The following is a 12,729-nucleotide window of genomic DNA, read 5'->3' on the forward strand; positions in this document are numbered from 1 at the left end:
ATTTAAAATACAAAGTAAAGCATGTATAAAAAAGTAAAGAAAAGTGCATTACTTATTTCGGTTTTGGTAAACCTTGTCGAACGATTTGAGAGAAATGTTCGCTACTCTGATCTGAAAGCTGTTCAAAATTTTCAGTACGTGGGTTGATGTGTGCAATTTGATACCACTGTTTTAAACTGATAGTTTGATTAAGTGCTTTAAGATCATATAAATAATTAGGTAAGTAACCTGAAGCGATTAGGCGATAATCTTTAGGAAGTTGATAGGGATTAATCGCTTGAACCATATCAAAAATTAGAGTGGTACAGTTACTGGTGAGGGTGTTGTACCACTTTGGTTCTGCACGAAGCTCATCGGATTTCTTTAGATATTCTAAAAATAAAGCCTTTTGCTCGCGACGTGGCATGTTGATAGGAAAATTATAAACTTGCTCTTTGCGGATGTTACTACGCGTATAGACAATATCTTTTTCATCAGAAGCAATTAAGCTAAGTTCATATTTTCTAAAAAAACCACCGATTGCCGAAAACTCTTCGGTTTTTTCTTTACGAATCTCGATTGAGAAGACTAAAGGTTGTTGATTGGTAAATTCAAAGCTGACCAATGTATGGGCAATTTGTGGTCCCATCCAGTAAGAGGCAATGATGTTTATGCCATTCAACTGGTTAAGATCAAAAGTTCGAGTTTCCCAGCGAACATCATAGGTTCCATCGGGATGCCAGTTGAAGTTACGAACATTATGCAGGGTAATCACATCGCCATGCTTTTCGTAGCTCAGCATATTGGCAACTTCAGGGTTCCAGTCGCGGTCTTGGCGTGCAGTAATCGAAAAATACCAAACGAGAGAGCAAGCAAACGCGAGAAGATAGATCAGGATGTCTGTACGGCGGCTAATAATATGGCCTTCCACATATAAGCCAGCCATACTGAGTGCAAAAGCAATCCAGATACCAATAAGTATGCGGCTGCCTAACCAGCCAAAAGGTTGTTGAACCCAGAGCGCTACACATACCCAAATGCTAGAGAGCACAATAAACAGCGTGAATAGACTATGTAATAGCCCCAAAAGTAGGGCAGTAATAAATTCACGTGTTCCGATATTGTGCATAGGCATCCATAGAATTATTTTTTATAAGTAGCAAACTCGAATGAAGTTCCTGATTTTTCATCAACTTGCTGTTCACTCGCAGTTTTATGAAATTCACTCGGTATTGTTGGATAATGTGCATCACCTTGCACATCTAAGTCAACATGAGTGAGTTCAAGACGGTCTGCAATTGACAAAGTTTGCTTAAATATCTCACCGCCACCAATAATGAACAATGCCTGCTTTTCAGTATTTTTCACATCTTCTAAAGCTGCGTTTAAAGCATCTTCAATTGAATAAGCAACTTTAACACCGTCAAATTGCCAGTTAATGTCACGGGTAATGACCCAGTTCACACGGTTTGGTAGCGCACGCCCCATAGACTCAAGGGTTTTACGGCCCATCACGACCACGCCGCCTTGTGTGATTTCTTTAAAATGCTTTAAGTCGGCAGAAATATGCCATGGCAACGCATTGCCTTTACCAATACAGTGGTTTTTGTCCATTGCCACAACGTGAACAACTTCTACATTTTGCCATGCCATAATCTTATTCTCTAAACCGTAATCTAATGAAATTTGAGTCGTCGTTATACTGCAACTGGTGCTTTAATAGCAGGATGCGACTCATAACCTACAATTTCAACATCTTCAAATTTGAAATCAAATAAGTCTTTTACTTCTGGATTCAGTTTCAATTGGCATAGTGGTAAAGGTTCACGTGTCAATTGAAGTTGTGCTTGTTCAAAATGATTGACATAAAGATGCGTATCACCGCCTGTCCAAACAAAGTCACCGACTCCTAAACCGCACACTTGAGCAATCATATGGGTGAGTAGAGCATAACTGGCAATGTTAAAAGGCACGCCTAAAAACACGTCTGCACTACGTTGATAAAGCTGGCATGACAATTTGTTATCTTGTACGAAAAATTGAAAAAGTGTGTGGCAAGGTGGTAAAGCCACTTGTCCAGCTTCATTTGGATTCCAGCCTGAAATAATTAAACGGCGTGAATTCGGATTGGTTTTGATTTCATTAATTAACCATTTAATTTGGTCAAAACCATCTTGGTTATAAGTACCATCGGCATTTTTGGTTGCGCCGAAATTACGCCATTGATGACCATATACCGGTCCAAGTTCATGTTCTGGGCGGCCAAAACGGGCAGTTTGTTCTGCTGTAGCCCATTCATCCCAAATCGATACTTTATTGTCTTTTAGATATTGGACGTTGGTGTCGCCTTTTAAAAACCAAAGTAACTCAATCACAATAGAACGGAAGTGAACTTTTTTTGTGGTGAGTAAAGGAAAACCTTTAGAGAGATCAAAACGCATTTGATGACCAAATACAGAACGGGTTCCTGTGCCTGTACGGTCGCCTTTGTCACCGCCATTATCAAGGATATGTTGTAGAAGGTCTAAATATGCACGCATAACACTCTCGAGTTCGGATTAATTCCATAAAATAAAGGGGGAGATAGCTCAACGATAAATAATTACGCAATAGAGCTGCTTCATCATGAACCACTGAAGATGATACCCGTTGTAGCTCAAGATGAAAATCTAAAAATGGTTCTATAGCATTTCAATGAATGTAATTAGTCAAATCGCTTGGCGCGATTTTGATAAATCGAAACAAGAAAAAAGCCAACCAGTACAAAGCCTAAAGCTTGTATCGCAAGAATCCATTTATGCTGATCAGGAAGCAGATACATCAAAATAATAACGATAAAAATAGGATAGATGCTGCTTAAAAGTCTAAAGCTCGATTTATATGATTTGTTATTTGAAATTTTGGTATTTAAGTAATGTCCAACATGTAAACCAAAACCGAAAATAAGGCCGAGTACAGTATGAATAGGAGGCAAGGGCTGAACTTGATTAGCTACGTAAACTGCCACACAAACGGCAACAATGAAGATGAGTTTGATATGGCGCGGAGCGTTGTACCAATAAGCCAACATGAAAACTAAACCTATTTATTAAAAAGCGATTGAGGTGAAAAAATAAAAGCTGCAAGTGCCATAAAAGCGATTCCCTGAACGCCCCAGATTAGTAAGTTAGGTAAGGCCTTAACAAAAATCAGTGCGAATAAAAGCGCGATAGGCACCCAAGTCAGCAGACGATAAAGTAAACCGGTCGGATTTTTTTGAGCAAAGTGCAATTTAAAGTAACGGCAGATTAAAAAAATTACCCCAGTTCCAGTAAACATCAGAATCGTATCTAAAGGCAGCGGTTGGTATTGATATAGCGCAATACAAATAAGCAGCGTAATAATTAAAATCACTAGTTTTTTAAATGTTGGGACTTGCGTGTTAAACCAGAATTCCAGCATGGTATATCTTCATTTTGGGAGAGTAAAAACTGTAGCATAAAAAAGAAAAGAGGAGCCGAAACTCCTCTAATTTAGATATTAACTATTCTTTTGTGGACCCCAGTCGTAAATTTTCTTTTGATAGGCATACCACATCATCCAAAGGCCAATCAGCAACATTGGAATTGTTAGAATCTGTCCTTTCGTCATCCAGCCAAACAGAATAAAACCTTGGTCGGCATCAGGCTGACGGAAGAATTCCATAACAAAGCGGGCAACGCCATATCCCATTAAAAATAGAGCAGAAACAGCCATACGTGGACGCGGTTTTGAACTAAACCACCACAAGATAATGAATAGAATTAAACCTTCACAAAGCGCTTGATAGATTTGTGATGGATGGCGAACCAGGTGTAACGGATCTGTCGGGAAAATCATACCAAATGGATAATTTGGGTCAGTTACCGCACGACCATATAACTCTCCACCAATAAAGTTACCAATGCGTCCGAACATTAAACCAGTCGGTACACAAGGGGCAATAAAGTCGAGGGTTTGAAACCATGTTTTTTGGTATTTTTTACACCAAAATAGCATAGCAATCATGACGCCTAAAAAGCCGCCATGGAAGCTCATACCGCCTGTCCAGACTTGAAATAGCCAGATTGGATTTTCGAGGAATTTATCAAACTCATAGAAAAGGACATAGCCGACACGACCGCCCAGAACGACACCTAGAGCACCGTAAAATACCAGATCGGAAACCATGTCCGATGTCCAGCCATCACGCTGTTTGGCACGGTAGGAAGCAAGCCCCCAAGCACATAAAAATGCTAATAAATACATGAGTCCATACCAATGGACTTGAAGAGGTCCTAAGTGTATTGCGACCGGATCGATATTAGGATAGGTCAGCATTGCTGCTCCTTGATCTTACGTTTTGACAGATTGTAGCGGAATGATGTGAAAAATGTTGTACATTCAATGTGTAAAGATAGGGAACAAGAATTAATGTGTATTGTGGCTTTAGCATGGCATGTTCTGGATGATCTGCCCTTGTGTCTTATGTCAAATCGAGACGAGTTTTATCATCGCCCCACAGCTTTGTTGCATCAGTGGGAACATACGCCAATTGTTGCAGGGCAGGACTTACAGTCCGGTGGTACTTGGATGGGGGTTACGCCTCAAGGCCGATGGGCTGTTTTGACCAATTTTCGTGATGGGCGAGACCAAAAAACTTATGAAACTTCTCGGGGGCATTTAGTTCAGGCTTTTTTAGAATCTGATTTATTACCTATTCGTTTTGCACAACAATTAGAACAGCAACAACAAAATTTTGCTGGCTTTAACTTGTTTATGGGCAATGCTGATCAGGCTGTCTATATGAGTAACCGTGGTGAAGCTCCTCAAGTATTAGCCAATGGAGTCTATGTGGTTTCTAATGGCCTCATGTCTGATCATTGGGAAAAAACCAGACATTTACGAACACGGTTTACGCAAGAATTTTTGCCTATGCTTCAACACGAGACAGAAGAATTAACATTGCAACATGCAGCGTGGGATATTCTGGAAGATGAGCGTAAAGTCACAACTGCTTTATTACCCAATACTGGCATTCAAGCAGAAATGGAAGAGTTATTATCATCCACCTTTATTCAAAGTCCCGTGTATGGAACACGCTGTTCGAACTTTCTAAGAATGACCAATAATGAATGGCTTTGGTTGGAAAAGACTCAACAGGGTGAACACAGCGGTCAACTTGTTCAGCAGCAGGTTCTCTTAAATCGATAGCAATAAAAATGCCGGTCAATTGATCGGCATTTTTAATCTTCTACGAATTAGCCTGCGATCACACCGCCATCTTTACGGGTAATCACAACAGTTGCTGAACGTGGACGTGCAGTTTTATTGCTTGGATCTTTTTGAGTTGCAGGCCAGTTACTGTCTGGTGTGGCATAACTCTTAGAATCTTCACCGGGATGTTGAACATTAATAAAAATAGCTTTGTGGTCTGGTGTCATGGCAATGCCTGTAATTTCACACTGCTTTGGTCCAACCAAGAAACGGCGTAATGTTGAGTCTGTAACTTTAGCACCGACTAGCGTTTGTTGGCCATTTGAAGTGGTTGCAGTAGCGCCATCACCAATCTGGCCCGGTAACGCAGCAAGCATCATACAGTTGGTTACATCGGTGTAAGCACCATCATCTGTTTGAATCCAAAGCACACCGCGTGAGTCAAACCACATACCGTCTGGAGATGACAAATCATTGTTGTCTGTCAGACCCGATAGGTTAATGTTTGAAGCCATAGATGCTTCTGCACCAAAAAGATAGATATCCCATTTGAAGGTTTCAGCAGTCGTTTTATCATCGGTTTCTTTAAAACGGATAATATGACCGTTCACATTACCTTTTTGGGTGGTTGTTCCATCTTTAAGGTCGGTATAGTTACGTGGGTTAGCGGCATCAGTTGCATAATCTTTACCACGGTTCGAGTTGTTGGTTAGGGTTACATAAATTTCGCCGTTGACTGGGTTGACCGTACACCATTCTGGGCGGTCCATTTTTGTAGCACCGACTGAGTCACCAGCTAAACGTGCAAATGTAACAACGTCCGCTTGAGATTTGAATGGGTAAGTGGTGTTGCTTTCATTTAAGCCGTTTTTGCCATAGGCAAGTTCAATCCATTGACCTGAACCATCGTTATTAAATTTGGCAACATACAATTTACCCGCGTTCATATATTTGTCACCGGCCGTATATCCGCCGTTTACATCTTTGGCATCCCATACAGCGGTAGAGACAAATTTATAGATATATTCACCGCGAGAATCATCACCCATATAAAACGCTAATGGTTGACCTACAACGGCACGGCAAGCACTATCTTCATGTGCAAAGCGACCTAATGATGTACGTTTAACTGGATTTTGGCGAACATCAAACGGGTCAATCTCGACCATCCAGCCGAATGTATTAGGTCCATTGCGGTAGTCTTGTGTCGGCTGTGCAGCTTTTACATCAGCATTCCAACGGTCATATAAGTCTTGTGATTCAACTTGACCAATTGCCGTTTCCCAGCCATAACGCGAACTTGTGCCTAAATAAATTTGTCGCCCTTGTTCATCAACGTTAGGGATTAACTCACCATTTTTATCTTTTAAATAAATAACCTTGCCATCTTTATCTTTTTTAGGCGCACCTTTTTCATCTTTCTCATAAAGATAGAGTTCATCTTTTTTAACGCCTAAACCGTAACGTTTTAATGCAATTTTTTCTGCATCTGTACGTGCATATTCATCGCTACCTGAACGTTGGAAATAACCAATAAAGTTTTCTTCGGTAGTTAAGTATGTGCCCCAAGGCGTATAACCGTTACCGCAGTTATTATGTGTGCCTCGAGTTTGACGGCCAGCAGGCGAGAAACGAGTTGCAAGTAGGCTAGAACCAGCTGCTGCACCCGCAAAAACCATCTCTGTTGATGCTGTAATACGTCGGTTAAAAATTGATTTTTTAACAATTTCTACTTTTTGAGTTGCTGCATCTTTTTTGATATGAACGACAGATACGCCGTGTGCATTGGTTTCACGAATCACTTCATCTTCAGGGCGACATCCATCAACTTTTGTTGGGCCTTTAGAGTGAAGGAAGGTCTGATTAATATATTCGTGATTCATCACTAACAAACCTTCAGCTGAAACACTTTCATCAAAGCGGCTTGTCGATGTATTTAAACCAAAGAAATGCATGCCGTCATGGCAGTCACCAGAACGGAACTGGAAGCTTGGACCTGATGGAATATTATTATCATCCCAGTCCCCAAACGCAGGGTTGATTGAATCACCTAAAGCGTAAATGACATTGGCTTCATAGCCTTCAGGTACAGTCACGATATCGTTGTGGTTTTTCGCAACAGCTGTGAATGTTAATTTTTCTGGTCTTTTATTTGGGTCTACAGGCGGGATTCCACCGTTATTAGAACCTGAGTCATCATTACTATCATTACAGCCTGTTAAAGTAGAGGCTAAAGTCAGAGCTACGGCACCGCTTGCTGCTTTAGTAATTAAACTACGGCGACTTACATGTTGTTCTAAAATGTCACGAAAGTGGATATTGTCAGAAGTATTATTATCCAATTCTTGGTCTTCATGATATGGCGTCAGCTCTGTCATGGGAAATTCCTAAGTAAGTAAATAAAGAGATTGTTCTAAAAGTCTCCATTAGCTTAGGTTGTGAATATGACGTGGCTTTGACGTTTTGATGATAACTTAGTGAAATATTTGATCGTTTAGTCAAAAATAAAAGAAACCTGCACAAAGCAGGTTTCTTTTATTTCGGTGAAAGAAATTATTTCTTCACAACAGATGGAGCAATTGGGTCGGCAGTGATATAGCCAACTGCTGCTGCAAATTTGTTGCTGTAGTTTGTATTAATTGCTGTATCAATTTGCGCAAGTAAATCTGCACTGATACCAGTACGAACACCGTTAGTTTCTTTGTAGAAACGGTTCCATTCATCACCAGGATGTTGGAAGTTACTCATGATGTAAGTCCAACCGTTCACTTCATCGACCGCATGTAGACCAGTCGATTCGGCACCTGCTGGTGTAGACAAGATACGGATGAGCTGTTTAGTGTCGACATTGTAAGCCCATAAGAAGTTATTCAAATGGTTACCAGAGTCTTCACCAATAAATAACGTACGTAGCTTTTCAGAGAACTTCAAGTTATCAGGGCTAGCAATCTGCTCTGGGTCAGCAGTATTACCTAAACTGTCAAAGCTAATATCTTTACCTTTAATGAGAAGGCTAGATTGGCTAGGCACCCATTCACTATTGATTGCGACATTTAAGCTGTCTTTTTGGCCGCCTGTAAGCTTATGCTCCAAAATACCACCAGCCGTGATTTTCGGGAATTTAACGTTGTGCTCAGCAAGATAACCGCTACCACCTTCAACCATTGAATCAACAATGTTAGCTAAAGCCGAATATGCTCGTTTATCTGCAATATTTACAGTCGTACCTTCGTTCTTAGTCAATGCCATTGAAGCACCGACGTAAGCAGCATAGCGGTGTGTTTCAAGGAAAGCAGCGGCAAGTTTAGTTTTGTCACTGTTATCTTTAAGCTTGAGATAAACACCAGTTTTGCTCAAATAAGTAAATTTGAAACCTTGTGCTTCCAATTCTGCTTTTTGAGCAGCTTGTTGAAGTTTTAAACGATCTTTCGCAGCTTTTGCTAAAGCTTGTTGTTCAGGATTACCTTTGTCACCTGCATCAATAGCATCTTTCTCTGCTGTTGTTGCATCGCTTGGATATTTAGCAATTTGTAGAACTGATTCAAAAATATCAGTTCCTTTAATACCGCTCTTGATTAGGTTTTCAATCTCTACACTTGTTGCATGACCAAGCTTGATCCATGAGATCTGACCAGTCGTTGTATCTGTAAGCACTGTTGTATATTTTGCAACGTAGAGTGTACCCGCAGATAAGTCTTTCTCTTTATCTGCAACGAACATGAAGAGGCCGCCGTTGGTATAGTCATCGCCCATCAAGACTGTACGATTGTCTGGAAAAACTTGTACGAGTTCGTGTGAAATACGACCTAAACAGTAGTGCTTTGTCACGTGACCCGTACCATCTGCATTTACAGTAATTTCTGGTAAATGACCGTAGTTATATGGATTAGCCGCATTTTCATCACCATACACATTTTTACTGAATGCTTTAAGTGTTGAAAGTGATTGACCTAACTTTTGGTTGAAAGCATCTGGCTCATATTCTTCACTCGATAAATGAGTTCCCCATGGTGACAAGCTTGCACCACAAGTAATCCATAAACCATGCGCATTTGAAGTATCTACATTGTGATATTTAATTAAAGTCAAATGACCAGTTTTCGGGTCTTGGTCTAAAGTAAGAACAGCAATCGGAGATGATAATTTACCGTAAGTATCACCACCATTTTGGTCCTTCGATAAATATTCAAACTGGACTACATGGAATACTGGGTTACCAGTTACACCTAATGCTTTCTTGTCTGCATCTGTGAAATCTTTGCCAGTCGCTTGTTTGAAGCTAATCAGAGAACTACCGTCTGGACAGTCAGAGAAGAACTGACGCTCTTTACCCGCAACTGATTTATCGATAATTGGCTTATTATTAATATCGTAATAACCACCCGCGATAATCTTTCCACCTTTACCATCAGGAACTTCTGTACCTGTTAAGAAGAATGGTTTGTAAGCGAGTTGGTATTCGGTTTTACTGCCATCTTCCCATGAAATCGCAAGCTTTGATGCACATGCTGTCGTTGCCATCTCTGCTACAGCAGAAGGAGCTGGCATTGAAGTGAACGTTGCATTTTTAAAGTTAATTGGTTTTGACGGAGTAGTGATATCTGAATCATCATTACTATCGTTACATCCTGCTAACGTTGCTGCCGTAGCCATCGCACCTAATGGAAGAAAAGGAATCCCCGTAAACCATTTTAAAATATCGCGACGTGTTGGGTGGTTAGAAGCAGTTGTCATAATAAATCCGTAACTTTTGTGAGTATATTTGTTGAGTTGATTCTATGGACTAGAAATGACACTTTTCTTACACTTTTAAGTCACTTTGAAGACAGTTTATGGGTTTGTAGATTAAAAAGTGGTCTATATGGAAAAGCCTGAAATTTGTATTTCAGGCTTTTTAAAAACATGATTTTTTATTCAGCAGATTGAGCTTTTCTTTTCTCAAGAATTTTACCGAACAATAATCCAAGTTCAAAAAGCAACCACATTGGAATGGCTAACATCACCATAGAAATTGCATCTGGTGGGGTAATGAACATGGCTACAAAAAAACATCCCACAATAATAAAACGTCTTTTTTCAGCAAGACTTTTTGTATTTACCACACCTATTAAAATCAGTAGAAGCGTCGCGATTGGAATTTCAAAAGTTACACCAAAAACTAAAAACAGCTTTAAGCAAAAGCTTAGATAGCTATTAATATCCGTCATAGGTGCAACAGTTTCAGGCGATACACTAATAAAGAAATGCAAAATTGCAGGAAGTGTAATGTAATATGCAAAAGCAACGCCGGCATAGAACAAGACAATACTACCGATGAGTAAAGGCAGTGCTAAATGACGTTCTTTTTGATATAACGCTGGGCGGACAAAAGTCCAGATTTCATAAAGAATAAATGGCATTGCCAGCACAAGCGCGACAAATAAATTGAGCTTAAAAGGCGCCATAAAGGTTGCAGTTACATCTGTTGCAATCATTGAGGATGATGCTGGAAGTTGCAGCCTTAAAGGTTCAGATAATAATTGGTAAGTGTTATTTCTAAAGGGCAATAAGCAAAAGAATAAAAATAATGTTACCCCGACAATCCTAAATAAATGACGTCTTAAAACGACCAAATGGTTCATGATTGGCATTTGGTCTAAATTTTCTTGCGTATTTACAGTCGTTGAAGGCAGTTGGTTCATACGGCAATCTTCAATTTAACGGGGGGTGTTTCTAAAGTGTCGCTTTGAGATGCCAAAGGTGTAAATTTGGCAAGAAAGGGCACTTCATAATGGCCCGACACAGGGGAGTACATTATAGATTGAGATATAGTTTCAGCTACCTCAGCTTTTTCTGAGTTGTCTGAAGTAGTCTGTTTTTGTATTTCTTCAAGTTGTTGCTGTACTTTACGTTCAAGTGCTTCAATGCGGTTGAGTTCTTCTTGCATTTCTTTTCGAAATTCAGAAAGACGCAACTCTTGATCAATCTCATTTTGCAAATTGGTAATATAACGTTTTAGACGGACATACCAACGACCAGCAAAGCGTGCAGCTTCTGGAAGTTTATCCGGACCTAAAACTAAAATTGCAATAATTGCAAAACAGAGTAGCTCTGTCATTCCTACATCAAGCATGGTGGAAAACCTTTAGCTTTTCACTGATGTGCTGTCAGGGGTTTTGACTTGGGCATCAATTGTACGTGGAGTATTAAGAGCAGCAGTTTCGTCTTCTTCACGAACTGATTTTTTAAAGTCTTTTACTGCACCGCCTACGTCTTTACCGATATTTTTTAATTTAGATGTACCGAATAATAAAATAACGACAATTGCAAAAATAACGACGTGCCAAATAGATAAACCGGCCATGATCTTATACCTCTTTTCAGTTCGCTTTATATCAACAGGTTGCCATGACAACAATGTGACATTTATATGTCATTTTTAAGACAATAGCCGTTAGTCAAAATCTAAAAGGTAGTTTTATAAAGGGTGTATTTGGTTTTTTTATTTTAGAAAGGGTTAAAAAGAGAAGCTTAAATTACTTGAAAAGGAGAGTACATTTCATTTTGAAAAGGTGTAGGATAACAAACTGATTTTGAGGGGTGAGAGGAGCAAACGTGGCGTTATTACTGCCAATATTGGCGTTCATCACTGGACTTTTACTTGCCCAGACTTCTCTTTCAGAAACGATAAAACCTATCCTTTCAGCTTGGCTCGCACGCTTACTTATTCCCGTTGTTATTATTTACAACATGGTATTTTATCAACCGGGTAGTTTGAGTTTAATGCTCTTTAGCTTTGGTTCAGCATTTCTTATTTTCTTTGCTTATTTAGCTTTATTTAAAGACAGATTATTAGCACTTTGTGCAAGTTATACCAACATGGGGTGGCTCGGTTTTCCTTTTGCCATGGCTTTATTTGGTCCCCAAGCTACAGCGCCTATTGTGGCGTTATATATTGGTATGTCGCTGTTCGGAAATGCATGGGCAGTTACAGCAGTAACGACTGCACCGCAAAGTAAGCTCAATATATTAAAAAAAGTTTTGTCTTCTCCACCATGTATTTCAATATTCGTTGCGCTTCTACTTAGACTTCTTGGTGCTCAACATATTGAACATCCTGCCATACACTGGGTTTATGAAGTTGCCAAGTTCGCAATGACTTTTGCTGGGATGTGTGTATTGGGAATGTGGCTGCGCCGTACACGTGTGCATTTAAAAGACTTAATCTACAGTACAAAAGCTCAAGCTTTTAAGGTGGTATGTGGGATTATTCTTTGTGGACTTACTTATAGATTTCTACCAATTCCCAATATGAGTCAGCAAATTGGAGTGATGTTTTTAATGTTCTGTCTGCCACCAGCAGCCAATATTGTAGCGCTAGAAACACATTACCAAGGAACAGGAAGATCCGCGGCTTATATTGCTTCAGGGACGATTGTGAGTTGTGTGTGTATTGCCATTTATGCAGTGTTTTTGCATCTTTATTTCTAAGTAAGATGATTAGATCAGACTGCCTTTGAATAGTGGTTATATGCTTATTTTGTGTATATAGGCAAT

General features: G+C 39.7%; 12 protein-coding genes and 1 pseudogene. 2 read left to right on the plus strand and 11 right to left on the minus strand.

Features of this window, described 5'->3' with window-relative positions; all coding sequences use genetic code 11:
- Positions 1-52: 52 nt before the first annotated feature.
- The 6 genes and pseudogenes from HL290_RS11120 to lgt all read right to left on the minus strand — a co-directional run bounded on the left by HL290_RS11120 (position 53) and on the right by lgt (position 4,317).
- Positions 53-1,108, minus strand: coding sequence for a DUF4105 domain-containing protein (locus tag HL290_RS11120; protein ID WP_132070912.1), 1,056 nt, complete (start codon positions 1,106-1,108; stop codon positions 53-55).
- 14 nt (positions 1,109-1,122) lie between these two features.
- Positions 1,123-1,632 (minus strand): dihydrofolate reductase, encoded by a 510-nt coding sequence (locus HL290_RS11125; protein WP_003654807.1) that lies wholly within the window; start codon positions 1,630-1,632, stop codon positions 1,123-1,125.
- 44 nt (positions 1,633-1,676) lie between these two features.
- Complete coding sequence (thyA, locus tag HL290_RS11130; RefSeq protein WP_003654809.1) at positions 1,677-2,519, minus strand: thymidylate synthase; 843 nt, start codon at positions 2,517-2,519, stop codon at positions 1,677-1,679.
- 160 nt (positions 2,520-2,679) lie between these two features.
- Positions 2,680-3,049 (minus strand): annotated as a pseudogene (locus tag HL290_RS11135) (hypothetical protein); the annotation flags it as partial.
- Between the two features lie 11 nt (positions 3,050-3,060).
- Positions 3,061-3,420 (minus strand): hypothetical protein, encoded by a 360-nt coding sequence (locus HL290_RS11140; protein ID WP_045126252.1) that lies wholly within the window; start codon positions 3,418-3,420, stop codon positions 3,061-3,063.
- Positions 3,421-3,498: 78 nt separating this feature from the next.
- A complete protein-coding gene (gene lgt, locus HL290_RS11145; protein WP_017388422.1) occupies positions 3,499-4,317 on the minus strand; it encodes a prolipoprotein diacylglyceryl transferase in 819 nt (272 codons plus the stop codon).
- 93 nt (positions 4,318-4,410) lie between these two features.
- On the opposite strand from lgt, the gene HL290_RS11150 reads away from it, so the two are divergent.
- Positions 4,411-5,190, plus strand: a complete 780-nt coding sequence (locus HL290_RS11150) for an NRDE family protein (RefSeq protein ID WP_198496565.1) — start codon at positions 4,411-4,413, stop codon at positions 5,188-5,190.
- A 47-nt stretch (positions 5,191-5,237) separates the two neighbouring features.
- Here the strand turns inward: HL290_RS11150 and HL290_RS11155 are convergent, their stop codons facing one another.
- From HL290_RS11155 to HL290_RS11175, 5 genes are all read right to left on the minus strand, one after another.
- Complete coding sequence (locus tag HL290_RS11155; protein WP_198496492.1) at positions 5,238-7,571, minus strand: PhoX family protein; 2,334 nt, start codon at positions 7,569-7,571, stop codon at positions 5,238-5,240.
- Positions 7,572-7,746: 175 nt separating this feature from the next.
- Positions 7,747-9,927 carry a PhoX family protein gene (locus tag HL290_RS11160; protein ID WP_198496493.1) on the minus strand — a complete coding sequence of 727 codons (2,181 nt, stop codon included), beginning with the start codon at positions 9,925-9,927 and terminating at the stop codon, positions 7,747-7,749.
- 176 nt (positions 9,928-10,103) lie between these two features.
- Complete coding sequence (gene tatC, locus HL290_RS11165; protein ID WP_004794778.1) at positions 10,104-10,874, minus strand: twin-arginine translocase subunit TatC; 771 nt, start codon at positions 10,872-10,874, stop codon at positions 10,104-10,106.
- The gene (gene tatB / locus HL290_RS11170; RefSeq protein ID WP_198079045.1) at positions 10,871-11,305 is read right to left on the minus strand and encodes a Sec-independent protein translocase protein TatB; all 435 of its coding nucleotides are present in this window, start codon (positions 11,303-11,305) and stop codon (positions 10,871-10,873) included. Before tatB ends, tatC begins: the two co-directional genes overlap by 4 nt.
- A gap of 12 nt (positions 11,306-11,317) precedes the next feature.
- Positions 11,318-11,536, minus strand: a complete 219-nt coding sequence (locus tag HL290_RS11175; protein ID WP_004794775.1) for a Sec-independent protein translocase subunit TatA — start codon at positions 11,534-11,536, stop codon at positions 11,318-11,320.
- Positions 11,537-11,787: 251 nt separating this feature from the next.
- On the opposite strand from HL290_RS11175, the gene HL290_RS11180 reads away from it, so the two are divergent.
- Entirely contained in the window at positions 11,788-12,663 is an 876-nt protein-coding gene (locus tag HL290_RS11180; protein WP_198496494.1) for an AEC family transporter, read from the plus strand.
- The last annotated feature ends 66 nt before the right edge of the window (positions 12,664-12,729 follow it).

The sequence above is a fragment of the Acinetobacter sp. AC1-2 genome (genome assembly GCF_016124155.1).
In the GTDB taxonomy this organism is placed as follows: Bacteria; Pseudomonadota; Gammaproteobacteria; order Pseudomonadales; family Moraxellaceae; genus Acinetobacter; species Acinetobacter calcoaceticus.

Excerpts from the sequence above, each read along its gene's own strand:
- HL290_RS11160 (WP_198496493.1), bottom strand. The coding sequence starts at position 9,927 with ATGACAACTGCTTCTAACCACCCAACACGTCGCGATATTTTAAAATGG.
- HL290_RS11125 (WP_003654807.1), bottom strand. The coding sequence starts at position 1,632 with ATGGCATGGCAAAATGTAGAAGTTGTTCACGTTGTGGCAATGGACAAA.
- thyA (WP_003654809.1), bottom strand. The coding sequence starts at position 2,519 with ATGCGTGCATATTTAGACCTTCTACAACATATCCTTGATAATGGCGGT.
- HL290_RS11150 (WP_198496565.1), top strand. The coding sequence starts at position 4,411 with ATGTGTATTGTGGCTTTAGCATGGCATGTTCTGGATGATCTGCCCTTG.
- tatB (WP_198079045.1), bottom strand. The coding sequence starts at position 11,305 with ATGCTTGATGTAGGAATGACAGAGCTACTCTGTTTTGCAATTATTGCA.
- HL290_RS11120 (WP_132070912.1), bottom strand. The coding sequence starts at position 1,108 with ATGCACAATATCGGAACACGTGAATTTATTACTGCCCTACTTTTGGGG.
- HL290_RS11175 (WP_004794775.1), bottom strand. The coding sequence starts at position 11,536 with ATGGCCGGTTTATCTATTTGGCACGTCGTTATTTTTGCAATTGTCGTT.
- HL290_RS11155 (WP_198496492.1), bottom strand. The coding sequence starts at position 7,571 with ATGACAGAGCTGACGCCATATCATGAAGACCAAGAATTGGATAATAAT.
- lgt (WP_017388422.1), bottom strand. The coding sequence starts at position 4,317 with ATGCTGACCTATCCTAATATCGATCCGGTCGCAATACACTTAGGACCT.
- HL290_RS11140 (WP_045126252.1), bottom strand. The coding sequence starts at position 3,420 with ATGCTGGAATTCTGGTTTAACACGCAAGTCCCAACATTTAAAAAACTA.
- tatC (WP_004794778.1), bottom strand. The coding sequence starts at position 10,874 with ATGAACCAACTGCCTTCAACGACTGTAAATACGCAAGAAAATTTAGAC.